This window comes from Pseudomonas sp. 20-5 (assembly GCF_056782835.1).
Map to the genome: position 1 here is coordinate 1,140,612 of NZ_CM165584.1, position 24,867 is coordinate 1,165,478.

Genomic DNA, 24,867 nt, shown 5'->3' on the forward strand with positions numbered 1-24,867 from the left:
CTCTTAAAATTCCTCGGCCCCCGAGCGCACGAACGCTCGAGCGGGTTGAACGGCGCCCGTACCGTTCAAATTCCGTGCTTCGCCCCTCCAGGATCAGACAACGTGCCGCGTGCTCTCAGGAAGGAACTGACCTTGGTCGGCTCCTTCGTCGGTTTTCTCGTCGTTTTCTCCGCAATATCCGGTTGTGTCAGTACAGGCGATATCGCCCCCGAGGCCGCCACGCTCGACGCCAACGCCCTGGCCACCGACCATGCGATCCAGGCTGCCGCCCGCGAGGCCGGCTGGCCGCAGGCGCAGTGGTGGAAGGTGTATGCCGATCCGCAGCTGGACGCCTGGATCGAGAAGGCGCTGGACGGCAATCCAGGCCTGGCGGTAGCCCATGCGCGGGTACGCCAGGCGAAGTCCATGGCCGGGCTGGTGGAGTCCACCGAGTCGCCGCAGATCGAGGGCAAGGGCTCGCTGGTCCGCCACCGCTGGCCGGACGACTATTTCTACGGCCCCGGCGACCTGGCGCGGACCACTTCCTGGAACAACTCCACCGAGATCGGCCTGAACTACAAGCTCGATCTCTGGGGGCGCGACCGCAGCGACAGCGAGCGCGCCGTCGACCTGGCCCACATGGCCGCCGCCGAGGCGCGCCAGGCGCAGCTCGAGCTGGAGGGCAACATCGTCCGCGCCTACGTCCAGCTCTCGTTGCAGTACGCCGAGATGGACATCGCCAAGGCCATGCTGCAACAGCAGCGCGACATCCTCGCCCTGGCCCAGCGTCGCCTGCGCGGCGGCATCGGCACGCATTTCGAGGTCAGCCAGGCGGAAGTGCCGCTGCCCGAGACCGAGCGCCGCATCGAGGTGATCGACGAAGAAATCCAGCTCACCCGCAACTTGCTCGCCGCACTGGCCGGCAAGGGCCCGGGCGAGGGCCGCACGATCCGCCGGCCAAGCCTGAACCTGGCGGCGCAGCCGAGCCTGCCCAGCGCCTTGCCGGCCGAACTGCTCGGTCGCCGCCCGGATGTGGTCGCCCGCCGCTGGCAGGTCGCCGCCCTGGCCAAGGGCGTGGACGTGGCGCGCGCCGACTTCTACCCCAACGTCGACCTGATGGCCTCGGTCGGCTTCAGTGCCGTCGGCGGCGGCATGCTGGAGTTCTTCCGCAGCGCCAAGTACACCTACAGCGCCGGCCCGGCGGTGACCCTGCCGATCTTCGACGGCGGCCGCCTGCGTTCGCAGTTGGGCGAGGCGGCGGCCGGCTACGACGCGGCGGTGGAGCAATACAACCAGACCCTGGTGGATGCGCTGAAGAACATTTCCGACCAGTTGATCCGCCTGCATTCGGTGGACATCCAGAAGGACTTCGCCGCGCAATCGGTGGCTTCCGCGCAGAAGACCTACGATATCGCCACCCTGGCCTACCAGCGCGGCCTCACCGATTACCTCAACGTGCTCAACGCGCAGACCCGGCTGTTCCAGCAGCAACTGGTCCAGGAGCAGGTGCAGGCCGCCCGGCTGGCCGCCCATGCCAGCCTGCTCACCGCCCTCGGCGGCGGCGTCGGGGCCGGCGCCGATACGCCGGCGCAGCGGAAGCTGGCGCCGGAGAACGTCCCGGTCAGAGCGGTGTCTTCGCGATGAGCGGCCGCTCCGCTGGTTTCGCCCTGCCCAGCCGCGACGAGTGGCGGCGCGCGCTGGCCGAGTGGGCGCGCAGCGACGGGGCGACCTGGATCTACGTGTTCAAGGTGCTCTGCGCGGCCTTCCTGACCCTCTGGCTGGCGATGCGCCTGGAATTGCCGCAGCCGAGCACGGCGACCATCACCGTGTTCATCGTCATGCAGCCGCAGAGCGGCCAGGTGTTCGCCAAGAGCTTCTACCGCATCCTCGGCACCCTGGTCGGCCTCAGCGTGATGGTCACCCTGATCGCCCTGTTCGCCCAGGAGCGAGTGCTGTTCCTGCTCAGCTCGGCGATCTGGATCGGCCTCTGCACCGCCGGGGCCGCCCGCTACCGTGACTTCCGCTCCTACGCCTGCGTGCTCGCCGGCTACACCGCGACGCTGATCGGCATCCCCGCCACCAGCCATCCGGAAGGCGCCTTCATGCAGGCGATCTGGCGGGTCCTGGAAATCAGCCTGGCGATCCTCTGCTCGGGGGTGGTCAGCGCGGTGATCATGCCGCAGACCACCAGCGCGGCGATGCGCAATGCGCTGTACGTGCGCTTCGGCCTGTTCGCCGCGTTCGTCCTCGACAGCCTGCGCGGGGTCGGCGGGCGCGAGCGCTTCGAAAGCAGCAACGTGGCCTTCGCCGCCCAGGCTGTGGGCCTGGAGACGATGCGCGCGGCGAGCGCCTTCGAGGATCCGCACATGCGCCTGCGCAATGGCCGGCTGATTCGCCTGAGCAGCGAGTTCATGGCCATGAATACCCGTTTCCACGCCCTCCACCAACTGCTCGAACGCCTGCGCGCGCAGGGCTCCACCCAGGTGCTGGAAGCGTTCGAACCGTGCCTGGAGGAAATCACCGGGCTGCTCGAGGAGATCCGTGGCCGCGCCGTCACCGACCATGACGCCGAGCGCTTCGCCCAGCGCCTCGCCGACTGCCGCGAACGCCTGATGGCGCGCATCCGCCAGGCGCGCGGAGAACTGCTGGCGCGGGAGCCGGGCGAAGAGGCGCGGCTGGACTTCAATACCGCCGCCGAGCTGCTCTACCGTTTCGCCGAGGAAATGCACGACTACGCCCTGACCCATGCCTCGCTGGCCGCCCACCGCCACGAGCGCGAGCAGTGGAAGGACGCCTTCACCGCCAAGGCCAACGCGGTGGCGGCGGCAGTGGCGGGGATGCGCACCGGGTTGATGATCCTGCTGTTCGGCTGTTTCTGGATCTACAGCACCTGGCCCAGCGGCGGCACCTTCGCCCTCAACGCGGTGGCGGTCTCGGCGCTGGCCTCGGCGGCGCCGAACCCGAAGAAGGTCGCCATGCAGATGGCCATCGGCACCATGGCGGCGGCGCTGCTCGGCTTCAGCGAGATGTTCTTCGTCTACCCGCATATCGACGGTTTCCCGCTGCTATGCCTGGTACTGGCGCCGGTGTTCGCCCTCGGCGCGTTCATCTCCTCGCGGCCGCAGTGGGCCGGCTACGGTCTCGGCCTGCTGGTGTTCTTCTGCTTCGGTTCGGTGCCGGCGAACCTGACCGTCTACGACCCGGCCCACGTGATCAACGAGTACATCGCCCTGATCCTCTCGATGCTGCTCTCGGCCGCGGCCGCCGCGGTCATTCTGCCGCCCAACAGCGCCTGGCTGTGGAAGCGCCTCGAGCGCGACCTGCGGATGCGCGTGGTGTTCGCCATCAGCGGCAGGAGCAGGGGGCTTGGCTCGGCCTTCGAAAGCGGTACCCGCGACCTGCTGAACCAGGCCTATGGCGTCGCCGCCGGGCGCCCGGACGTGCAGCGCGGGCTGCTGCGCTGGATGTTCCTGGTGCTCGAGGTCGGCCACGCGATCATCGAGCTGCGTCGCGAGCAGGAGCGCCTGCCGGACGAACCCTGCTACGCCGAGGCCATGCCCTGGCGCCAGGCGATCCGCGCCATGGGGCGGGCCCTGATCCGGCTGTTCGTGCGCCCCGGTGCGGAGAACCTGGAGCGCGCCCTGGCGGCTGTCGACCAGGCCATCCACGCGGCCAGGCACACCGACGAACCCTGCGCGCCGCACTTCGACAGCTCGCCGCTACGGCGGGTGCGCAGCTACCTGCACTTCATCCGTTCTTCCCTGCTCGCGCCGACCTCGCCACTGACCGAACTGGCCGGCCGGACGAGCGGCCAAGGTACCGTCCATGCCTCGTGAAATCGCCATCCATGGGGTCTACATGCCGACCCTGACGCTGTTGTTCGTGATCGCCGCGGCGCTCACCTGGGGGCTCGACCGGATCTTCGCCTCGGTTGGCCTGTATCGCTTCACCTGGCACCCGGCGCTGTTCCGGGTCAGCCTGTTCGCCTGCCTGTACGGCGGCCTGTCCCTGACCATCTACCGCTGAGGCGGTAGCGCACCTCTTCGTTATCGTGAGCCGACCATGACCTTGAAATCCGTAATCAGCCTGCTGGCGACCCTGCTGATCCTGCTGGTCGCCGTATTCATCGGGCGGACCCTGTGGGTCAACTACATGGACACCCCCTGGACCCGTGACGGTCGCGTGCGCGCCGACGTGATCAATGTCGCCGCCGACGTTTCCGGGATCGTCGTCGACGTCCCGGTGCGCGACAACCAGTTGGTGAAGAAAGGCGACCTGCTGATGCAGATCGACCCCGACCACTACCGTATTGCGGTGAAGCAGGCCGAGTCGCTGGTTGCCTCGCGCAAGGCGACCCTGGAGATGCGCCAGTTGAACGCCCGGCGGCGCGCGGAAATGGATGAGATGGTGGTCTCCCGCGAAAGCCGCGACGACGCCCACAACACCGCCGCCGCGGCGATGGCCGACTACGAGCAGGCCAAGGCCCAGCTCGACGCCGCGCGCCTGAACCTGGAGCGCACCCGGGTGGTGGCGCAGGTCGACGGCTACGTCACCAACCTCAACGTGCACCGTGGCGACTACGCGCGGGTCGGCGAGGCGAAGATGGCGGTGATCGACAAGAACTCCTACTGGGTCTACGGCTACTTCGAGGAAACCAAGCTGCCGTACATCCGCGAAGGCGACCCGGTGGACATGCAGCTGATGAGCGGCGAACACCTCAAGGGCCACGTGGAAAGCATCGCCCGCGGCATCTACGACCGCGACAACCCGGAAAGCCGCGAGCTGACCGCCGACGTCAACCCCACTTTCAACTGGGTGCGCCTGGCCCAGCGCGTGCCGGTGCGGGTACACATCGACGAAGTGCCGGACGGCGTGCTGCTCTCGGCGGGGATCACCTGCACGGTGATCGTCAAGCCGCAAGGGCGCGACGACCAGGCCTCGGCGGCGCAGGCGCCGGGGCGGGCCGGTTGAGTGGAAGGGGCAGGGAGAAGCCCGGCGGATGCCGGGCTTTTTCGTTTCGGCGGGGCGGAAGAGGGCGCCACTCGCCAGGAATACGCTGCGGTTGGCGGCTGCCGGCGGTGAATATCCACCCGGCGGCCTAGGCCCCGACCTGTTCGGCCGGCGACACGATCAGGCCCTTGCCGCCGCGCGAGCGGCCGGAGCTGAGGTAGTCGGCGATGGATTCCTGGGTGACCTCGCCGAGGAACTGCTGGTCGGGGTCGAGCACCGGCAGCCAGGAGCTGTTGAACTCGTACATCCGCGACAACAGGATGCGCAGGTGCTCGTCGTGGCTGGCGGTGACCCGGAACGGGGTGACGAACGGCGCGCAGGTGCCCTCCTGGCGGCGCAGGTCCTTGCGTCGCACGTAGCCCAGGCCCTTGCCCTGGTCATCCACCACGATCAGGTAGCGCCGGTCGTTCTCGTCCATCAGTTCCAGCGCCTCGGCCACCGGGGTCTGCGGCCGGGCGGTGACCAGGCTGCTGTCGGCGGCGTCTTCGGCGCGCACCAGGAGCAGGCGCTTGAGCGTGCTGTCCTGGCCGGTGAAGGCGCTGACGAACTCGTCCGCCGGGTGCGCCAGCAGGGTGTCCGGGTGGTCGTACTGGAGCAGCCGGCCGCTCTTGAACACCGCCACCTTGTCACCCAGCTTGATGGCTTCGTCGATGTCGTGGCTGACCATGATCACGGTCATGCCGAGCTTGCGCTGCATCTCGAAGAACTCGTTCTGGATCGACTCGCGGTTGATCGGATCGACCGCGCCGAACGGCTCGTCCATCAGCAGCAGCGGCGCGTCCGCCGCCAGCGCGCGGATTACCCCGACGCGCTGCTGCTGGCCGCCGGAGAGTTCGCGCGGGTAGCGTTGCAGGTACTGCTTGGGCTCCAGCTTGACCATGCTCATCAGCTCGCGGGCCTTCTCCTTGCAGCGCGCCTTGTCCCAGCCGAGCAGGCGCGGCACGACCATGATGTTTTCCTCGATGGTCATGTTCGGGAACAGGCCGATCTGCTGGATCACGTAGCCGATGTGGCGGCGCAGGGTGACTTCGTCGAGGTCCGCGGTGTCCTGGCCGTCGATCAGCACGCGGCCGGAGGTCGGCGGGATGATCCGGTTGATCATCTTCAGGGTGGTGGTCTTGCCGCAGCCGGAGGGGCCGAGGAAGACGCAGATCTCGCCTTTCTCCACGGTCAGGCTGACGGAATCGACGGCGCGGAACGCCTTGCCGTTCTTCTGGGTGAAGGTCTTGCTGAGCTTGTCCAGTTCGATCATGTTCGGCTCCTGTCAGTGCGCGCTGGCGCGCAGTCCCTTGGGGGTGAGGATGCGTTGCAGCCATTGCAGCAGCAGGTCGGCGGCGATGGCCAGGAGGCTGACCAGTACCGCGCCGACCACCAGCATCGGCATGTTGCTCTGGCTGATGGAAGTGAGGATCAGCACGCCCAGGCCGCCGGCGCCGATCACCGCGGCGATGGTCATCACGCCGATGTTCATCACCACGGCGGTGCGTACGCCGGCGAGGATCACCGGCACCGCGAGGGGAATGTCGACCATCCGCAGGCGTTGCCAGAAGGTCATGCCGATGCCCTTGCCGGCCTCGCGGATGCCCGCTTCGACGCCGGTCAGGGCGAGGTAGGTGTTGCGCAGGATCGGCAGCAGCGAATAGAGGAACACCGCGGTGATCGCCGGCAGCGGCCCGAGGCCCTGGCCGAATACCGAGTAGACCGGCATCAGCAGGCCGAACAGGGCGATCGAGGGGATGGTCAGCATCACCGTGGCGGCGCCCTGCAACGGGCCGGCCAGCCACGTGAAGCGGGTCATCAGCACGCCCAGCGGCACGCCGACGAGGATCGCCAGGCCTACGGCGACCAGTACCAGCAGCAGGTGCTGGAGGGTGAGCTGGCCGACCTGGGACCAGTCGAGATGGGAAAGCACGCTGAAGAAGTCCATTACTGGCTACCTCCCTGGCCGGCCTGGCCGTCGTCGAGCAGGTGGTGTTCGCGGAGGAAGTCGGCGGCGACCTTCTGTGGCGTCTGCTGCTCGATATCGACCCGCGCGTTGAGCGCCTGCATGGTGGCGTCGTCGAGCCGCTCGATGATCGGATCGAACAGCGTGGCGAACTCCGGATGGCGCTGCATGACCTCCTTACGCACCACCGGGGCGGCGTTGTAGAAGGGGAAGTACTGCTTGTCGTCCTTCAGCACGCGCAGCTTGAAATCCTTCAGGCGGCCGTCGGTGGTGTAGACGAGGCCGAGGAACACCTGGCGGTTCTTCAGCGCGGTGTAGACCAGCCCGGCGTCCATCTGGCGGATGTCGTTGCGGGTGAAGTGCAGGGCGTACAGCTCGCTCATGGGGCCGAGGCCGTCGGGGCGGCCGGCGAACTCCGGGTCCATGGCGAACAGGTGGGTGCTCCCGGGCTCGGCCTCCTGCTGTTCGGCGAGCACCCGCGCGAGATCGCTGACGCTCTGGATGCCCAGGCGCTCGGCCTGTTCCTCGGGCATGGCCAGGGCATAGGTGTTGTTGAAGCGGGTCGGCTTCAGCCAGACCAGGCCCTGGGCTTCGTCGAGTTGCTTGACCCGGCGGTAGGAAGCCGCGGCGTCGAGCTTCTCGTCGATGTGGTTGTAGACGATCAGCGACGAGCCGGTGTACTCCCAGACGATATCCAGTTGGCCGCTTTCCTGGGCGGCGCGGGCCAGGGTGCTGCCCAGGCCGGTGGTGACCGTCACGTCGTAGCCGCGCTTCTGCAGGAACTGCGCGGTGATGGCGGTGAGGATGCGCTGCTCGGTGAAGGTCTTGCCGCCGATGCGCAGGGTTTCCGCCTGCGCCAGGCCGGCGGCGAACAGGCCGGCGCAGGCCAGGCAGAGTGAGCGGATCAGTCGGTTCATCAGGCCTCCTTGGCGGTCAGGCCGCGTTCCAGGAACATGCGGCTGAACAGCACCACCAGGGCGTCCAGCAGCAGGGCGAGGAGCGCCGTGCAGGCGGCGCCGAGCAGCAGTTGCTGGTGGTTGTTCAGGTAGATGCCGGGGAAGATCAGGCTGCCCAGGCTGTTGGCGCCGATCAGGAACGCCAGCGGCGCGGAGCCGACGTTCAGCGCCAGGGCCACGCGCACGCCGCCGACGATGATCGGCACCGCGTTCGGCAGTTCCACCCGCAGCAGCACCTGGTTGGGCGTCATGCCGATGCCGGTGGCGGCTTCCTTCAGCGCCGGCGAGACATTGCGCAGGCCCTCGTAGGTGTTGCGCACGATCGGCAGCAGCGAGGCGAGGAACAGGGCGAGGATTGCCGGGCCGTTGCCGATGCCGATGATCGCCAGGGCGATGGCCAGCACCGCCAGCGGCGGGATGGTGTTGCCGACGTTGAACACCTGCATCAGGCGTTCGGCCTGGGCCTGCATGCCGGGACGGCTGAGCAGGATGCCGGCCGGCACGCCGACCAGCAGGGCGGCCGCCATCGAACTGAAGACCAGCACCAGGTGGGCCTGCAAGTAGAACAGCAGGTCCTCGCGGTAGTGGAGGATGGTCGCGGGGGTGATCCAGTGGATCAGCAAGGCCAGTACGGCGGCTGCGGCGCAGAGGCCGAGCAGGGCCTTGCCACAGGTTTTCACCATGGTCGGGACTCCCTTCGGAATGAGCGTTGGCTACGCTGTCGGGCGCTTCGTCGAAGCGCGGAAACAGGCCGGAAATCAAAGGCTTCGGATGGGCATCGAATTCCCGACCCTGAAAGGGTTGACCGTTCGTCGTTCGCGGAGGTTCAACGAAACGGCCATGCTTGTGCCATGGCCGGGCCTGGGCAAGCGGCCGCAGCCGCCGTCTCGCCTGGGCTGGCGGCGAACGAAGAAATTTTCCCCGGGGAAGCGGTCGATAATGGCGCTGCCGCGTCGGCGGCGCGCCATGCACCGTATCGGTGCGCTGGACGTCCAGGGCTTTTCTGCGGTTATGATGCGGGTTCCGAAATTTTCTCGGGCTTTTCCAGACATTCGCACCCCACGGTTCACGGATCGGCCTTTTGGGGTAGGTGTTTTACCTTCTGCTAAGGGAGTACCCCGCGTCATGCTCGATCTCGTCGCGGCATTCATTGCCTTGACCACCTTGCTCACCTACGTGAACTACCGCTTCATCCGCCTGCCGCCGACCATCGGCGTGATGGCCACGGCGCTGGTGTTCTCGCTGATCGTCCAGGGGCTGTCGGAACTGGGCTATCCGATCCTCGAGGTGGAGATGCAGGAAATCATCCGCCGCATCGACTTCTCCGAAGTGCTGATGACCTGGTTCCTGCCCGCGCTGCTGTTCGCCGGCGCACTGCACGTCGACCTCTCCGACCTGCGCAGCTACAAGTGGCCGATCGGCCTGCTGGCCACCGCCGGGGTGCTGATCGCCACCTTCGTCATCGGTGGCCTGGCCTACTACACCTTCCCGCTGTTCGGCTGGCAGGTGGATTTCATCTACTGCCTGCTGTTCGGCGCGCTGATCTCGCCGACCGACCCCATTGCCGTGCTCGGCATCCTCAAGTCCGCCGGCGCGCCGAAACCGCTGGCGACCACCATCGTCGGCGAGTCGCTGTTCAACGACGGCACCGCGGTGGTGGTGTTCGCCATCATCCTCGGCATCCTCCAGCTCGGCGAGGCGCCCACGGTCAGCGCCACGGCGATCCTCTTCGTCCAGGAAGCCATCGGCGGCGTGGTCTTCGGTGCGGTGCTCGGCTACGGGGTGTTCGTGATGATGCGCGGCATCGACCAGTACCAGGTGGAGGTCATGCTGACCCTCGCCCTGGTCATCGGCGGTGCCGCGCTGGCCGCGCGCCTGCACGTATCGGCGCCGATCGCGATGGTGGTGGCCGGGCTGATCATCGGCAACCACGGACGCCACTACGCGATGTCGGACGAGACCCGGCGCTACGTGGACAAGTTCTGGGAACTGATCGACGAGATCCTCAACGCCCTGCTGTTCGCCCTGATCGGCCTGGAGCTGCTGCTGTTGCCGTTCTCCTGGCTGCACGTGGCGGCGGCCTTCGCCCTAGGCGGCGCGGTGCTGGTCTCGCGCCTGCTCACGGTGGGCCCGGCGATCCTGGTCCTGCGCCGTTTCCGTGGCGCCAACCGGCAGGTACCGGCGGGCACCATCCGCATCCTGGTCTGGGGTGGGCTGCGCGGCGGCGTCTCGGTGGCGCTGGCGCTGTCCCTGCCGTTGGGGCCGGAGCGCGACCTGATCCTCAGCCTGACCTACATCGTGGTGCTGGTATCGATCCTGCTCCAGGGGCTTTCCATCGGCCCGCTGGTGCGTCGTATCTACGCCGGCCAGCCGCTGGAGAAAAGCGAGGGGGCGCACTGAGCGCAGCCTTCGCAAAGCGAGCGCCCGCCGTCATGGCGGGCGTTTTCGTTGGCGGCCATCAGGCGCTGTCCTGTGGCGCTTCGTTGCGATGGGTGCCGCGCAGGTTCATCGCCGCCAGGCAGACCTGCAGCAGGATCAGCGCATAGGCCTGGGCGTACAGGCCCCAGGCGATCCACAGCAGGTTGCTGGCGAGGAACACCCAGAAGCCGACCTTGCGTCTTCGCCGATGCGCCGACGCCACCAGCCAGGCGGCCACCACTGTGACCAGCATGGCGGGCCATTGCAGGTAGTCCAGCCAGTGCATGCGTGCATCCTTTTTCCGACCTTTGAGGGTCAGACCAGCCCTGGCGCGGCAAAGTGCGGTCGGATCGGATAGCCGTGCAGCAGCGACCTGACCCGCTCCTCGTCGAGTGCTCCGTTGAACTCGGCGCCCAGGGCTTCGCGGTGGATGCCGGTGGCGCCCAGCCAGAGCGTATCGATGCGCGCGGCGAGGGCGCCGGGGACGTCGGTCACCAGCGAGTCGCCGACGAACAGGATGTGCCGCGCGCCGCGCGCTTCCAGTTGCCGCTGGGCGATGCGGAAGGCCGCCGGGTCGGGCTTGCCGTACCAGCTGACCTGGCCGCCTTCCTCGCTGAACAGCTCGGCGAGCATGCCCGCGCCGTATACCGTGCGGCCGCCGGAAACCACCACGCGGTCCGGGTTGGCGCAGAGGAACGGCAGGTCGGTGGCGCCGCGCAGGGGCGCGAAGCGCTGTTCCAGTTCATCCTGGGGAAAGCTGCCGACGCCGACGATCAGCGCCGCCTGGGCGATGTCCTCGACGAAGCGCTCGCGGATTTCCGCCGGCCAGCTCTGCTGGGCCAGGCCGACGCCGGCCAGGTAGATACCGCCACGCCGGTATTCGGCGGTTTGCAGCAGGGCGTCGATGGTCAACTGGCCGGACGTGGTGATGCCGGCGAACCAGTCGCGCCGGATGCCCAGGCGCTCGAGCCCGGCGCTCATTTCCACCACGCTGCTGGACGAGTTGCTGAGGAACCAGACCGGGCGGCCTTCGGCGTGCCGCCGGGCGAGCCAGGCAAGGGCGCCGGGGAACGCCTCGGCGCCGTCCATCACTACGCCCCAGAGATCGAGAAGGAAGCCGTCATAGTCGGCGCAGAGCGCCTCCAGTTGCGCATGGTCGAGCAGGCGGGTGCTGGTGGCGGCGCTGAAGCGCGGGGAGGTCGGGGCATCGCTCATGGGAGTCTCGTCGCGGCTGTCGAAGTGGGCCGCCGCGTGCGGCGGCGAGTCCCAAGGGTGCCAAACTTGCGTGACGGGACCAAGCCTTTCGGCCCTGCGCGTGTTTACGGCCGGTCGAGCGCCTGGGCCATCCACTCGCGCACATGGCAGACGGCGAAGCGCGACGGGCTGCATTCGCCGTTGGCCATCGCCAGGCGCAGGCCGTCGACGTCGGCGCCGCGCACATAGGCGCTGGCGTCGCGCATGTCGTTCTCGTCGCCGAAACCGCCGTGCTGCATTTCCTCCAGCGCGGCCTGCTTGTCCCAGCCCTGCACGACGATGCGGTACATGGCGGCGAACAGTCCGGTGCGGTTGTTGCCGTGCTTGCAGTGCATCAGTACCGGGCCTTCGCGCTCGGCGGCCTGCAACTGGCGGAGGACGCTGAGCACCTCGGCGTCGTCGACCCGGTCGGCGTGGGTCGGCAGGCTGAGCACCCGCACCGGAGCCTGGCCCAGCCAGGCGCGGTCGTCGTCCTTGATGAAGCTGACCACCGTCTTCACCTGCAGGCGTTGCAGCAGCGCGACGCTCTGTGCGTTGGGCAGCGCGCTGCGATAGAGGGTGGGGCTCATGCGGTAGAGGTTGATCGACGGGTCGACCGCTTGCGCCCAGGCTGGCGAACGCGTGGCGGCAGTCTCGGCGGCATGCAGCGGGCCGCCGAGCAGGAAGGTGCCGAGCACGGCGGCGAGGAGCAGGCGGAGCCAGGCGAGCGGTGAACGGTGCATGTCGGCCTCGTGCGGTGGGTGGCCAACACTAGGCGAGGGCGGGTCAAGCCGAGCTGAAGAGAATGTGAAGAATTCGTTGAGGCAGCCTCACCTGTCAGCGCAGGAAGAATCCATAGACCCTGCCGGAGAAGAACACCAGCAACAGCGCCGGATAGCACAGGTAGTGCAGCACCACGATGAGCAGTGCCGCCGGGCTGGGATCGCCTTTCAGCGAGGCGAGGCCGACCAGCAGCAGGTAAAGGACCCCGAGCACTCCGCCATACAGGGCGACCAGGCGCAAGCGCTCGCCCCAGGTCGGCCAGCGCCGCTGCGCGCGGGCGAACCACCAGGCCAGGCCGCCGGCGACCAGCGCGGCGATCAGCAGGCTGGCCGGCAGGCCGCCGAAGCGGACCACCCCGCGCAGCAGCACGTTGAGCAGGATCGCCGCGGCGATCCCGGCCAGGGCGTAGTAGCGGATGGGTACGGCAAGGCGGTCGCCCATGGCGGTATCTCCTGGCGGTTTCAGAGGCGCGTGTCGAGGCCGAAGCGCTTCTTCAGCAGCCGCTCCAGCAGGCCGCGCGGTAGCCAGCGGGCCAGCGCCGGCAGGGCCCGGCTGCCATTGCCGATGCGCACCAGCGGCGGGCGCGGACGGCGCTGCACGGCGGCTAGCAACTGGCGGGCGAAGTCTTCGGCGGACGTGGGATTGTCCTGGGATGCCGCGGCGCGCGCCTGGATCTGCCGGCGCAACGGCCACCAGGGCGAGCGTTCGTCGACCACGCTGTCCATCTCGCGGCTGGCGCTGGCGCCGAAGTTCGAGGCGATGGCGCCCGGCTGCACTTCCAGCACCTCGACGCCGAACGGTGCCAGCTCCAGGCGCAGGGCATCGCTCAGCGCATGCACCGCGGCCTTGGAGGCGCAGTAGGCGCCGGCGAAGGGCGTGACCAGCACGCCGGAGACGCTGCCGACGTTCACCACCAGGCCGGACTTGCGCCTCAGTAGCGGGAACAGCGCGCGGGTCACGCCGACCACGGCGAACACGTTGGTCTCGAACTGCCGGCGCATGGCTTCGACGCCGCCGTCCAGCAGCGGACCCATGGCGCCGTAGCCGGCGTTGTTGACCAGCACGTCGAGGCCGGCGGCTTCGACTCCCAGTTCCTCGGCCAGACGGGCCAGCGCGGCGGCGTCGTTGACGTCCAGTTGCACCGCCTGGAAGCCGGCCTCGGCCAGGGCACGCACGTCGTCCTCCTTGCGCGCGCTGGCCCAGACCCGGTAGCCGGCGCGCTGGAAGGCGTCGGCGAGGGCGCGGCCGATGCCGCTGGAGCAGCCGGTGACGAAGGCGACGGGTTGGCTCATGGGCAGCGTTCCTTGGCTGGGAGTTGGAAGGAGGGCGGCCTACCGTACTGGATTCGCCGGCCGCGGAAAACCGCCCGAAGGCTCGGTCAGGCGTCCTTGCGCGCGATCCGCAGCGCCAGCGGCATGCGAACCCTGCGTGTCGAGGTCGGCTCGCCCCAGAGCGCGGCGACCCGTTGCAGGGCCTGGCGCACGAAAGCGTTGCCCTGCGCCTCGCGGCACAGGCGGCTGGCCGACCAGGTGGCCATGTAGTCGAACAACCGGGCCAGGCTCCATTGTTGCTCGATGACGAAGGCCGGCGCGGGGAGTTCGCCCAGCGGCAGCTCGACATCCCGGTAGGCGTTCCACAGCAGGCGGTTCTGTTGCGCCCAGTACGGGCCGATCGGGCGCAGGTATTCCTCGTCGATGGCGGCATCGATCTGCGCGTCGATGCTGAACCAGCCGTAGCCCCAGGCGGCGAACACGCCGCCGGGACGCAGCACGCGCAGCAGCTCGCGGTTGAAGCGCGAATGGTCGAACCAGTGCCAGGCCTGGGCTACGCAGACCAGGTCGAAGGCGGCGTCGGGATAGTCGGTGGCTTCGGCGTCCTGCACGCTGTAGCGGATACCCGGATGGACAACGGCGTGTTCGATCTGCTGCGCGCTGGTGTCGCTGGCGAGGACTTCGCCGAAGTACTGCGCCAGGCCGAGCGCGGCCTGGCCGGTACCGGTGGCGCAGTCCCAGGCGCGCCGGCGCTGGCCGCAGAGCCCGGCGAGATGGCGGTAGAGCGCATCGGGATAACGCGGGCGGGCGCTGGCGTAGGCAGCGGAGCCCTGGTCGAACAGACGGCGGGTTTCCATCGGGTCCTCCCTCGGTCAGTTGCCGAAACGCCCGTCCAGGCGTTCGGCGCGGAATTCCAGGGTGCTGGCGCGATAGCCCGGACGCAGCGGCGGCAGCGGCAGGCAATCGTGCCAGCTGTCGCCGCCGAGCAGGGCGTTCGGCGCCCGGTAGCGCGGGCTGTCGAAGCTGGTGTCGGCCAGGTTGACGCTGTCGCCGGGGCGGTAGGCGGCGATCCTCCAGCGTAGCTCCAGCAACGGACGGTCGCTGCCGTTCTTCAGTTCGACCGCCAGCGGCCGGTCCACCGGACAGCGTTCCGGCGCATAGCTCAGGCGCAGTTCCTGGCGTTGCAGGTGGCGGCTTTCGTCGTTGTCCTGCCAGATCACCCAGGCCGCCACCAGGCCCAGCCCGGCGAGAGCCGCCAGGGAGACCGGCAGGGCCTTGGCCGGGTATCGGACGAGGAGGATGACCCAGGTGAGAACCAGCAGCGCACCGATCAGCATTGAAATGTCCTTTCTTCGAAGCCGAGGGGACATCCTAGCGCACTGCTGCGTATCGCAGGCGGTACGGGCACGCTTACGCGGCGGAGGCGCCGCGATATGCGCGAGGGAGGCCGAAAGGCGGGGATGCGGGTTTCGGCAGGCTGGGGATAGCCGCCGCCCCCGGCCTCGCCGTCATTCGCAGCGGCGCTTGCCGCCCGGCGTCAGCAGACGCTCCAGTTCGACGAACAGGCGCTCGGCGTCCTGCGCCTCGCAGTCCTCGCCGTAGCGCTTCTTCAGGCCGTGTTCGCTGAGGGTCAGGTGCAGGGTCGGGACTACCTCGTGGCGCGCCAGGCAGCCTTTCACGCAATGCAGCGGGCAACCGTCGAGGGCCAGGATCGGTCGCCCGGAGCGGGCCCGGCGGACCAGCAGCGGGACGTCGCCGCCGACTCCGGCGATGCAGGACATCTCCGCCAGCCGGGCGCGATCCAGGCGCAGCGCGAGATCGTTGGCCAGTTGCGCCACGTTGGAGCAGCCGGAGCAGGCGTAGACCAGGGGAAGGGGATCGTCGGGGCTGCGTTCGAACATCATGACGGGCGCCTCGTGGAAGGAAGCCGCCAGTATCGACGCAGCGCCGCGGTGGATTTCTTGACCGGAATCAAGCCCGCGCGCGGCTCACACCAGGTCGTTCTCCACCGCCCACACCGCGGCCTCGACCCGCGAACGCATGCCGAGCTTGTGCAGCACCCGCTTGACATGGACCTTCACCGTGCCTTCGGTGATGTCCAGCTTTCGCGCGATCATCTTGTTGCTGTAGCCGTGGGCGATCTGGCGGAGGATCTGCCGTTCGCGCTCGGTCAGCTCGTCGAGGCTCTTCGAGCGGTCGTCGCCCCGCAGGGCCTGGGCGAGGATCTGGGTCAACTGCGGGCTGAGGGTCATCTGTCCGGTGGCGGCCTGGCGGATGTGCTCGAGCAGGCGCTCCGGCTCCATGTCCTTGAGCAGGTAGCCGTCGGCGCCGGCGCGCAGGACGTTGACCACGTCGCCCTTGTCGTCGGACACGGTGAACACCACGATGCGCGCGTCGACTCCGGCCTCGCGCAACGCGCGCAGGGTGTCCAGGCCGTTCATGCCCTTCATGTTCAGGTCCAGCAGGATCATGTCCGGGTCCAGCTCGGCGGCCAGGCGCAGGGCTTCCTCGCCGCTGCCGGCCTCGCCGACCACGCTGAGGTCGTCTTCCAGTTCGAGCAACTGGGCGACGCCCTTGCGCATCATCGGATGGTCGTCCACCAGCAGCAGGCGAACCGGTTCGTCGGCGGTGGCTGGCATGTCCGTCATGGGGTCGGCTCCTTGGCGGCGGAGGGTTGCAGGGCGGTCGGCACGAAGCTGAAGAGCACTCGCGTGCCGTGAGGTGCGCGCGCTTCGAAGCGCAACTGGCTGCCGAGGGTCTGGCCGCGCTCCTGCATGATGGTAAGCCCATAATGGCCGCTACGGTTCTGCTGCGGATCAAAGCCGACGCCATCGTCCTCGACGGCGATGCTCACCTGGCCGTCGGCCTGGCTGCTCAGGCGCACCCAGGCCCGTTGCGCCTGCGAATGGCGAACCACGTTGGAGAGCGCCTCGCGGACGATCTGCAGGACGTGGATTTCCTCGTTGGGGCTCAGCGGCACGTGTTGCAGGCGGTTGTCCAGTTCGATCGTCACCTCGCCGCGCTCGCCGAACTCGGCCACGGCGTTCCCCAGCGCGGCTTCCAGGCTCGGCTCGTCGAGGCTGAGGCGGAAGGTGGTGAGCAGTTCGCGCAGTTGCCGGTAGGCGCCGTTGAGGCCTTCGCGCAGTTCGTCGAGGGTGTCCTCGATCTTCTCCGCCGGCGCCTCGCGCTTGAGCAGGGTGCCCAGGCGGCTGACCTGGATCTTCAGGTAGGACAGCGACTGTGCCAGCGAGTCGTGCAGTTCGCGGGCGATGGTGCCGCGCTCGGCGAACAGGGCCAGGCGGCTTTCCTGTTCCTGTTGCAGGGACAGGGCGAAGGTGCGGGCGATGTTGTCGCAGAAGGTCTCGATCAGTTGCTGCTGCCAGTTCTCCAGGCGGCCGCTGCGGCTTTCGATGAACAGTTCGCCGAAACGGTGGCCGGCGATGGACAAGGGCTGCATCAGCAATGGCTGGGCCAGGGACGAGGGTTGGTCGCAGGCGCTGGCCTGCTCGCGGCAGCTACCGCAGTCGCCCTGCAGGCAGAAGTCCGCCGGGCGCTCGGTGGTGGTCAGCGAACTGTAAGCGCGCTCGACCCCGTCCTTGTTCAGGCAGAGGGTCACGCGGCCGGCGTCGAGCACTTTCTCCAACTGGTTCAGCAGCGGTTGCAGGGTGCGGCTGTCGTAGGGGTTCTCGCCCAGCCGGCGGGCGCTGGCGTAGAGCAGTTCGAGGCGCTGGTGGCTCTGCGAGAGGGCGCGGGTCTTGTCCTCCACGCGCTCTTCCAGGTCGCCGTAGATGCTCTTCAGCTCGCCGGCCATCTGGTTGAAGCGCTCGCCCAGTTGCGCCAGTTCGTCCTCGCCGCTGTAGGTGACCCGCGCGTCCAGCTCGCCGCGGCCCAGGCGGCGGGCGGTGCTGGTGAGTTCGCGCAGCGGGCCGATGACGTGATAGCTGAGGTCGTAGAGGGTGACGAACACCACCAGCAGGCTGAGGAACAGGCACAGGCCCTGCACCGTGCTGAGCAGTTGCGAGCGGCGCTCGGCCTTGGCCTGGAGGATGCCGACGAAACGGTCGATGTCGCCGACGTAGGCGTCCAGCACGGCGCGTCCGGGCAGCGCGCGCGGGTCCAGGCGCGCGAGGCCCTCGCGCAGTTCCTGGTGCAACTGGCGGATCGGGTCGTCGGCATCCTGGCGTTGCAGCAGGCGGCGGATGTCGCCGCTGTCGAGGCGTTCGCCGAGGGTCCCGAGCAGCGCCTGGCGGCCTTCCAGGCTGGGCTCCAGGGCGACCCGGTAGGTGAGCATGCGCAACGAGCCGGCGTGGTTGATCACCGCGGCGTCCTGGTGCGTGTAGTCGGCGAAGAGCAGGGCGCTGAACATCCCGATCAGCGCCAGCGATACCAGCAGGGTGAGGTAGCAGCCGAAGCGGACTACCAGGGAGCGGCGCAGGATCGGCTTTCCGGCCCTGTCACTACCTCCAAAGAATCTGTCCCGCTGGTCAGCGTCCGGCGCGGTCGCCTTGTTCATGAGAAAAACCTTTTAAAACAGTGGGTTGCGCAATAATTTCAGCCGTACCTCTTTCGAGGTAGGGGCGCGCATCTAGGCACGGAACGGCCGGTATTTCATTGATTCCTATCAAATTTGCATAGGAACACCTTCCCTAGGCTCTCGCTGAACGCTGTCCGTGCAGAGAGTTTAGCCATGGCTTCCCTACGTCAGAAACAGTACTCCGTCCTCGGCATGAGTACCTTGTCCTTCGCGGTGAATTTCGCCGTGTGGACAATGTTTTCGATCATCGGCATCCGCATCAAGGACGAGCTCGGCCTGAGCGAATCCCAGTTCGGCCTGATGGTCGCCCTGCCGATCCTCACCGGCTCCCTGGTGCGCCTGCCGCTGGGCCTGATCACCGACCGCTTCGGCGGCCGCATCGTGTTCTTCATCCACATGCTGCTGGTGGCCATCCCGATCTACGGCCTGGCCTTCGCCAGCCAGTACTGGCACTACCTGGTGCTCGGCCTGTTCGTCGGCCTGGCCGGCGGCTCCTTCGCGGTCGGCATCGCCTACACCTCGGCCTGGTTCGAGAAGGAGCGCCAGGGCACCGCGATGGGCATCTTCGGTGCTGGCAATGCCGGCGCGGCGATCACCAACCTGGTGGCGCCGATGATCGTGGTCGCCTTCGGCTGGCGCATGGTGCCGCAGGTCTACTCGGTGGCCATGCTGGTCACCGCCGTGCTGTTCTGGCTGTTCACCTGGACCGATCCGGCGCACCTCAAGGGCGCCGCCGAGGCCAGCCAGCGGCCGACCCTGGCCAAGCAACTGGCGCCGCTCGCCGAGCTGCGCGTCTGGCGCTTCGGCCTGTACTACTTCTTCGTCTTCGGCGGCTTCGTCGCCCTGGCCCTGTGGCTGCCGAAGTACTACATCGCCGAATACGGCCTGGACCTGAAGACCGCGTCCTTCATCACCATGCTGTTCACCCTGCCGTCCGGCCTGATCCGCGCCCTCGGTGGCTGGTTCAGCGACCACTACGGCGCGCGCTCGGTGAACTGGGGCGTGTTCTGGGTCTGCCTGGTGTGCCTGTTCTTCCTCTCCTACCCGCAGACCACCATGACCATCCACGGCATCCAGGGCGACCTCAGCCTGGGCATCGGCCTGAACGTCTGGCTGTTCACCTTCCTGGTGTTCGTCGTCGGCATTGCCCAGGGCTTCGGCAAGGCCAGCGTGTACCGGATCATCCACGACTACTACCCGAGCAACATGGGCACCGTCGGCGGCATGGTCGGGGTGATCGGCGGCCTCGGCGGCTTCTGCCTGCCGATCCTGTTCGGCTACGCCGCCGACCACATCGGCGTGCGCTCCTCCTGCTTCATGTTGCTGTTCGGCCTGACCGTGGTCTGCATGGTCTGGATGCACTACGCGATCAAGCAGCAACGCCGCATCGACGGCCAGGCCGCCTCGGCCGACGTCGACCTTCCTCCCACCCTTCCCACCCACTCCTGAGGAATGCCGTCATGGGCATGATCGCCAATACCCAACTGAAAGCCGCACGGGGACCGCTGCTGCTCGACTGGCGCCCCGAGGACCCCGAGTTCTGGGCGCGCAACGGCAAGCGCATCGCCAGCCGCAACCTGTGGATCTCGATCCCCGCGCTGCTGCTCGCCTTCGCCGTGTGGATGATCTGGAGCACGGTGACTGTGCGCCTGAACAGCGCCGGCTTCGCCTTCAGCAACGACCAGCTGTTCCTGCTCGCGGCGCTGCCGTCGATCTCCGGCGCCACCCTGCGGGTGTTCTATTCGTTCATGGTGCCGATCTTCGGCGGTCGTCGCTGGACCGCCCTGAGCACCGCCTCGATGCTGATCCCGTGCATCTGGCTGGGCTTCGCCGTGCAGGACCCGAGCACCCCGTACTGGGTGTTCGCCCTGATCGCGCTGCTCTGCGGCTTCGGCGGCGGCAACTTCGCCTCGAGCATGTCCAATATCAGCTTCTTCTATCCGAAGAGCCAGCAGGGCACCGCCCTCGGCCTGAATGCCGGGCTCGGCAACCTCGGCGTCTCGGTGATGCAGTTCGCCGTGCCGCTGGCGGTGGCCGGCGGCCTGTTCGGCGCCTTCGGCGGCGAGCCGCAGCAGCTCGGCGACGGCGGTCGCCTGTGGCTGCAGAACGCCGGCTGGATCTGGGTGCCGTTCATCGCCGTGGTATCGGTCGCGGCCTGGTTCGGGATGAACGACATCGCCGACGCCAAGGCCTCGTTCCGCGACCAGGCGGTGATCTTCAAGCGCAAGCACAACTGGCTGATGTGCTGGCTGTACGTGGCCACCTTCGGCTCGTTCATCGGCTTCTCGGCCGGCTTCGCGATGCTCAGCAAGACCCAGTTCCCCGACGTCAACCCGCTGCAATACGCCTTCCTCGGTCCGCTGGTGGGCGCCCTCAGCCGGCCCCTGGGCGGCTGGCTGGCGGACAAGTTCGGCGGCGCGCGGATCACCCTGTGGAACTACGCGCTGATGATCGGCGGGGTGTTCGCGGTGATCGCCTTCCTGCCGGGCGACGGCGGCCAGGGCAACTTCTTCGGCTTCCTTGGCGCCTTCATCCTGCTGTTCTTCTTCGCCGGCATCGGCAACGGCTCAACCTTCCGCATGATCCCGGTGATCTTCCGCAACGAGTGGGCCCGGCGGGTGCGCGACGGCCAGGCCGACGAAGCCGGCGCGGCGCGCAACGCGAGCATGGAGTCGGCCGCGGTGATCGGCTTCTCCGCCGCCATCGGCGCCTTCGGCGGGTTCTTCATCCCGAAGGCGTTCGGCACCTCGCTGCACATGACCGGCAGCGCCGAGGGCGCCCTCTACGTGTTCATCGCCTACTACCTGAGCTGCATCGTCGCCACCTGGTGGTGGTACGCGCGCAAGGGTGCGGAGAGTCCCTGTTGAGTCCGTCGGCAGCAGCCCGCGGCAACCCCTGATTAGCGTTGTAACGCCCGGCACAGACCGGGTGAGGAGATCAAGATGAGTCACCTGCTCGACCGCCTGCAGTTCTTCAAGAAGAAGCAGGGCGAATTCGCCGATGGCCACGGCGAGACCAGCAACGAGAGCCGCGCCTGGGAAGGTGCCTACCGGCAGCGCTGGCAGCACGACAAGATCGTGCGCTCCACCCACGGGGTGAACTGCACCGGCTCCTGCTCCTGGAAGATCTACGTGAAGAACGGCCTGATCACCTGGGAAACCCAGCAGACCGACTACCCGCGCACCCGTCCGGACCTGCCCAACCACGAGCCGCGCGGCTGCCCGCGCGGGGCCAGCTATTCCTGGTACATCTACAGCGCCAACCGCCTGAAGTACCCGAAGGTGCGCAAGCCGTTGCTCAAGCTCTGGCGCGAGGCGCGGGCGCAGCACGGCGACCCGGTGAACGCCTGGGCCAGCATCGTCGAGGACGCCGCCAAGGCGAAGAGCTACAAGAGCCAGCGCGGCCTGGGCGGCTTCGTCCGTTCCAGCTGGGACGAGGTCACCGAGATCATCGCCGCGGCCAACGTCTACACCGCCAAGACCTACGGTCCGGACCGGGTGATCGGCTTCTCGCCGATCCCGGCCATGTCGATGGTCAGCTACGCCGCCGGCGCCCGCTACCTGTCGCTGATCGGCGGGGTCTGCCTGAGCTTCTACGACTGGTACTGCGACCTGCCGCCGGCCAGCCCGCAGATCTGGGGCGAGCAGACCGACGTGCCGGAGTCGGCCGACTGGTACAACTCCAGCTACATCATCGCCTGGGGCTCCAACGTGCCGCAGACGCGGACCCCGGACGCGCACTTCTTCACCGAGGTGCGCTACAAGGGCACCAAGACCGTCTCCATCACCCCGGACTATTCCGAGGTGGCCAAGCTCACCGACCTCTGGCTCAACCCCAAGCAGGGCACCGACGCCGCGCTGGGCATGGCCTTCGGTCACGTGATCCTGAAGGAGTTCCACCTCGACCGGCCGAGCGCCTACTTCGTCGACTACTGCCGCCAGTACACCGACATGCCGATGCTGGTGTTGCTGGAAGAACACGCCGGCGGCGCGTTCAAGCCGACCCGCTACCTGCGCGCCGCCGACCTGGCGGACAACCTCGGCCAGGACAACAACCCCGAGTGGAAGACCATCGCCTACGACGAGCGCAGCGGCGGGCTGGTCTCGCCCACCGGCGCCATCGGCTACCGCTGGGGCGAGTCTGGCAAGTGGAACATCGCCGAGCTGGACGGCAGGAGCGGTGACCAGACGCGCCTGCAACTGTCGCTGCTCGATGGCCCGGAACATGCCTGCGAGGTGGCCTTCCCGTACTTCGCCGGGCAGGAGCACCCGCACTTCAAGGGCGTCGCCAACGACGAGGTACTGCTGCGCCGGGTGCCGTTCCGCGAGATCGTCGCGGCGGACGGCAAGCGCCTGCGGGTGGCCACCGTCTATGACCTGCAGATGGCCAACTACAGCATCGACCGCGGCCTGGGCGGCGACAACGTGGCGACCTCCTACGAGGACGCCGACACGCCCTATACCCCGGCCTGGCAGGAGCGCATCACCGGCGTCCCGGCGGCGCGCGCGACGCAGGTCGCCCGCGAGTTCGCCGACAGCGCCGACAAGACCCGCGGCAAGGCGATGGTGATCATCGGCGCGGCGATGAACCACTGGTACCACATGGACATGAACTACCGCGCGGTCATCAACATGCTGATGATGTGCGGCTGCATCGGCCAGAGCGGCGGCGGCTGGGCGCACTATGTCGGCCAGGAGAAGCTGCGCCCGCAGACCGGCTGGGCGCCGCTGGCCTTCGGCCTGGACTGGAGCCGGCCGCCGCGGCAGATGAACGGCACCAGCTTCTTCTACCTGCACAGCTCGCAATGGCGCCACGAGAAGCTGTCGATGCACGAGGTGCTGTCGCCGCTGGCCGACGCCAGCCGCTTCGCCGAACACGCCCTGGACTACAACATCCAGGCCGAACGCCTCGGCTGGCTGCCGTCGGCGCCGCAACTGAACCGCAACCCGCTGCGCATCGCCGCCGAGGCCGAGGCCGCCGGCCTGCCGGTCGCCGACTATGTGGTGCGCGAACTGAAGAGCGGCGGCCTGCGCTTCGCCAGCGAATCGCCGGACGATCCGCAGAACTTCCCGCGCAACATGTTCATCTGGCGCTCCAACCTGCTGGGCTCCTCCGGCAAGGGGCACGAGTACATGCTCAAGTACCTGCTCGGGGCGAAGAACGGGGTGATGAACGATGACCTCGGCAAGGCCGGCGGTCCGCGTCCCACCGAGGTCGACTGGGTCGACGACGGTGCCGAGGGCAAGCTCGACCTGGTCACCACCCTGGACTTCCGCATGTCCTCCACCTGCATGTACTCGGACATCGTCCTGCCGACCGCTACCTGGTACGAGAAGGACGACCTCAACACCTCCGACATGCACCCCTTCATCCATCCGCTGTCGGCGGCCACCGATCCGGCCTGGGAAGCCAAGAGCGACTGGGAGATCTACAAGGCCATCGCCAAGAAGTTCTCCGCCGTCGCCGAAGGCCACCTCGGCGTGGAGCAGGACCTGGTCACGGTGCCGCTGCTGCATGACACCCCCACCGAGCTGGCGCAGCCGTTCGGTGGCGACGGCCATGACTGGAAGAAGGGCGAGTGCGAGCCGGTGCCGGGACGCAACCTGCCGACGCTGCACCTGGTCGAGCGCGACTACCCGAACGTCTACCGCAAGTTCACCTCGCTCGGTCCGCTGCTGGACAAGCTGGGCAACGGCGGCAAGGGCATCGGCTGGAACACCGAGAAGGAAGTGAAGCTGGTCGGCGACCTCAACCATCGCGTGGTCGAGAGCGGCGTCAGCCAGGGCCGGCCGCGTATCGACAGCGCCATCGACGCCGCCGAGGTGGTCCTCGCCCTGGCTCCGGAAACCAACGGCCAGGTCGCGGTCAAGGCCTGGGAAGCGCTGTCGAAGATCACCGGCCGCGAGCACGCCCACCTGGCGCTGCCCAAGGAAGACGAGAAGATCCGCTTCCGCGACATCCAGGTGCAGCCGCGCAAGATCATCTCCAGCCCGACCTGGTCCGGCCTCGAGGACGAGCACGTCAGCTACAACGCCGGCTACACCAACGTCCACGAGCTGATCCCGTGGCGCACCATCACCGGTCGCCAGCAGTTCTACCAGGACCACCCGTGGATGCAGGCGTTCGGCGAAGGCTTCGTCAGCTACCGGCCGCCGGTCAACACCCGGACCACCGAGAAGCTGTTGAACAGGAAGCCCAACGGCAACCCGGAGATCACCCTGAACTGGATCACCCCGCACCAGAAATGGGGCATCCACTCCACCTACAGCGACAACCTGCTGATGCTCACCCTGTCGCGCGGCGGTCCGATCATCTGGCTCAGCGAGCACGACGCGGCCAAGGCCGGGATCGTCGATAACGACTGGGTCGAGGTGTTCAACGCCAACGGCGCGGCGACCTGCCGCGCGGTGGTCAGCCAGCGGGTCAAGGACGGCATGGTGATGATGTACCACGCCCAGGAACGCATCGTGAACGTACCCGGCAGCGAGACCACCGGCACCCGTGGCGGCCACCACAACTCGGTGACCCGCGTGGTGCTCAAGCCGACCCACATGATCGGCGGCTACGCCCAGCAGGCCTGGGGCTTCAACTACTACGGCACGGTCGGCTGCAACCGCGACGAGTTCGTCGTGGTGCGCAAGATGAGCAAGGTCGACTGGCTGGACGAACCCCGCCACGGCGGACTCGGCGGCGACGCCCTGCCGCAACCGCTGCCCCAGGACATTTGAGGAGAGACGC

The 24,867-nt window shown here is 67.9% G+C and carries 22 protein-coding genes; 8 read left to right on the top strand and 14 right to left on the bottom strand.

The features are described from left to right. Window positions 1–132: 132 nt before the first annotated feature. Genes AC1RB9_RS05355 through AC1RB9_RS05370 form a run of 4 tightly spaced genes read left to right on the top strand, consistent with a single transcriptional unit; the run spans window position 133 to window position 4,950 of the window. Complete coding sequence (locus AC1RB9_RS05355) at window positions 133–1,623, top strand: efflux transporter outer membrane subunit (RefSeq protein WP_003453881.1); 1,491 nt, start codon at window positions 133–135, stop codon at window positions 1,621–1,623. Continuing rightward, entirely contained in the window at window positions 1,620–3,815 is a 2,196-nt protein-coding gene (locus tag AC1RB9_RS05360; protein WP_003092992.1) for an FUSC family protein, read from the top strand. The genes AC1RB9_RS05355 and AC1RB9_RS05360 overlap by 4 nt, the downstream gene beginning before the upstream one ends. Then, window positions 3,805–4,005, top strand: a complete 201-nt coding sequence (locus AC1RB9_RS05365; protein ID WP_003082823.1) for a DUF1656 domain-containing protein — start codon at window positions 3,805–3,807, stop codon at window positions 4,003–4,005. Before AC1RB9_RS05360 ends, AC1RB9_RS05365 begins: the two co-directional genes overlap by 11 nt. Before the next feature lie 36 nt (window positions 4,006–4,041). Continuing rightward, a complete protein-coding gene (locus AC1RB9_RS05370; RefSeq protein ID WP_003113767.1) occupies window positions 4,042–4,950 on the top strand; it encodes an efflux RND transporter periplasmic adaptor subunit in 909 nt (302 codons plus the stop codon). A gap of 127 nt (window positions 4,951–5,077) precedes the next feature. On the opposite strand, the gene AC1RB9_RS05375 is transcribed toward AC1RB9_RS05370, so the two are convergent. Genes AC1RB9_RS05375 through AC1RB9_RS05390 form a run of 4 tightly spaced genes read right to left on the bottom strand, consistent with a single transcriptional unit; the run spans window position 5,078 to window position 8,573 of the window. Continuing rightward, on the bottom strand, window positions 5,078–6,241 hold the full coding sequence (locus AC1RB9_RS05375; RefSeq protein ID WP_003453879.1) for an osmoprotectant ABC transporter ATP-binding protein OsmV: 1,164 nt from the start codon (window positions 6,239–6,241) through the stop codon (window positions 5,078–5,080). A 12-nt stretch (window positions 6,242–6,253) separates the two neighbouring features. Continuing rightward, window positions 6,254–6,916, bottom strand: a complete 663-nt coding sequence (locus AC1RB9_RS05380) for an ABC transporter permease (RefSeq protein ID WP_003119254.1) — start codon at window positions 6,914–6,916, stop codon at window positions 6,254–6,256. Then, window positions 6,916–7,851 carry a glycine betaine ABC transporter substrate-binding protein gene (locus AC1RB9_RS05385; protein ID WP_003105663.1) on the bottom strand — a complete coding sequence of 312 codons (936 nt, stop codon included), beginning with the start codon at window positions 7,849–7,851 and terminating at the stop codon, window positions 6,916–6,918. Before AC1RB9_RS05385 ends, AC1RB9_RS05380 begins: the two co-directional genes overlap by 1 nt. Next, window positions 7,851–8,573 (bottom strand): ABC transporter permease, encoded by a 723-nt coding sequence (locus AC1RB9_RS05390; protein WP_003092982.1) that lies wholly within the window; start codon window positions 8,571–8,573, stop codon window positions 7,851–7,853. The genes AC1RB9_RS05385 and AC1RB9_RS05390 overlap by 1 nt, the downstream gene beginning before the upstream one ends. Window positions 8,574–9,015: 442 nt before the next feature. On the opposite strand from AC1RB9_RS05390, the gene AC1RB9_RS05395 reads away from it, so the two are divergent. Continuing rightward, window positions 9,016–10,290, top strand: a complete 1,275-nt coding sequence (locus AC1RB9_RS05395) for a cation:proton antiporter (protein WP_003105667.1) — start codon at window positions 9,016–9,018, stop codon at window positions 10,288–10,290. A 58-nt stretch (window positions 10,291–10,348) separates the two neighbouring features. On the opposite strand, the gene AC1RB9_RS05400 is transcribed toward AC1RB9_RS05395, so the two are convergent. The 10 genes from AC1RB9_RS05400 to narX form a co-directional block, all read right to left on the bottom strand. Beyond that, window positions 10,349–10,594: a YgjV family protein gene (locus tag AC1RB9_RS05400; RefSeq protein WP_003092978.1), complete on the bottom strand. Its 246-nt coding sequence runs from the start codon at window positions 10,592–10,594 to the stop codon at window positions 10,349–10,351. A gap of 29 nt (window positions 10,595–10,623) precedes the next feature. Beyond that, window positions 10,624–11,523, bottom strand: coding sequence for a TIGR01459 family HAD-type hydrolase (locus AC1RB9_RS05405; RefSeq protein WP_003453877.1), 900 nt, complete (start codon window positions 11,521–11,523; stop codon window positions 10,624–10,626). A gap of 104 nt (window positions 11,524–11,627) precedes the next feature. After that, the gene (gene tpbA / locus AC1RB9_RS05410; protein WP_003453872.1) at window positions 11,628–12,284 is read right to left on the bottom strand and encodes a tyrosine phosphatase TpbA; all 657 of its coding nucleotides are present in this window, start codon (window positions 12,282–12,284) and stop codon (window positions 11,628–11,630) included. Between the two features lie 94 nt (window positions 12,285–12,378). Continuing rightward, window positions 12,379–12,765, bottom strand: coding sequence for a hypothetical protein (locus AC1RB9_RS05415; protein ID WP_003113771.1), 387 nt, complete (start codon window positions 12,763–12,765; stop codon window positions 12,379–12,381). Between the two features lie 20 nt (window positions 12,766–12,785). Continuing rightward, window positions 12,786–13,616: an SDR family oxidoreductase gene (locus AC1RB9_RS05420; protein WP_003113772.1), complete on the bottom strand. Its 831-nt coding sequence runs from the start codon at window positions 13,614–13,616 to the stop codon at window positions 12,786–12,788. Between the two features lie 86 nt (window positions 13,617–13,702). Next, window positions 13,703–14,452 (bottom strand): class I SAM-dependent methyltransferase, encoded by a 750-nt coding sequence (locus AC1RB9_RS05425; protein WP_003111263.1) that lies wholly within the window; start codon window positions 14,450–14,452, stop codon window positions 13,703–13,705. A gap of 15 nt (window positions 14,453–14,467) precedes the next feature. Continuing rightward, entirely contained in the window at window positions 14,468–14,932 is a 465-nt protein-coding gene (locus tag AC1RB9_RS05430; RefSeq protein WP_003092973.1) for a hypothetical protein, read from the bottom strand. Window positions 14,933–15,103: 171 nt separating this feature from the next. Next, on the bottom strand, window positions 15,104–15,499 hold the full coding sequence (gene anvM, locus AC1RB9_RS05435; RefSeq protein WP_003092971.1) for an anaerobic/virulence modulator AnvM: 396 nt from the start codon (window positions 15,497–15,499) through the stop codon (window positions 15,104–15,106). 84 nt (window positions 15,500–15,583) lie between these two features. After that, entirely contained in the window at window positions 15,584–16,243 is a 660-nt protein-coding gene (gene narL, locus AC1RB9_RS05440; protein ID WP_003092968.1) for a two-component system response regulator NarL, read from the bottom strand. After that, entirely contained in the window at window positions 16,240–18,108 is a 1,869-nt protein-coding gene (narX, locus tag AC1RB9_RS05445; RefSeq protein WP_003105296.1) for a two-component system sensor histidine kinase NarX, read from the bottom strand. The genes narL and narX overlap by 4 nt, the downstream gene beginning before the upstream one ends. Before the next feature lie 174 nt (window positions 18,109–18,282). Between narX and AC1RB9_RS05450 the strand changes: the two genes are divergently transcribed. From AC1RB9_RS05450 to AC1RB9_RS05460, 3 genes are all read left to right on the top strand, one after another. After that, complete coding sequence (locus AC1RB9_RS05450) at window positions 18,283–19,578, top strand: nitrate/nitrite transporter (RefSeq protein WP_003105298.1); 1,296 nt, start codon at window positions 18,283–18,285, stop codon at window positions 19,576–19,578. An 11-nt stretch (window positions 19,579–19,589) separates the two neighbouring features. Then, window positions 19,590–20,996, top strand: coding sequence for a nitrate/nitrite transporter NarK2 (gene narK2 / locus AC1RB9_RS05455; RefSeq protein WP_003105301.1), 1,407 nt, complete (start codon window positions 19,590–19,592; stop codon window positions 20,994–20,996). A gap of 75 nt (window positions 20,997–21,071) precedes the next feature. Further along, complete coding sequence (locus tag AC1RB9_RS05460) at window positions 21,072–24,857, top strand: nitrate reductase subunit alpha (protein WP_003105302.1); 3,786 nt, start codon at window positions 21,072–21,074, stop codon at window positions 24,855–24,857. Window positions 24,858–24,867: the final 10 nt, after the last annotated feature.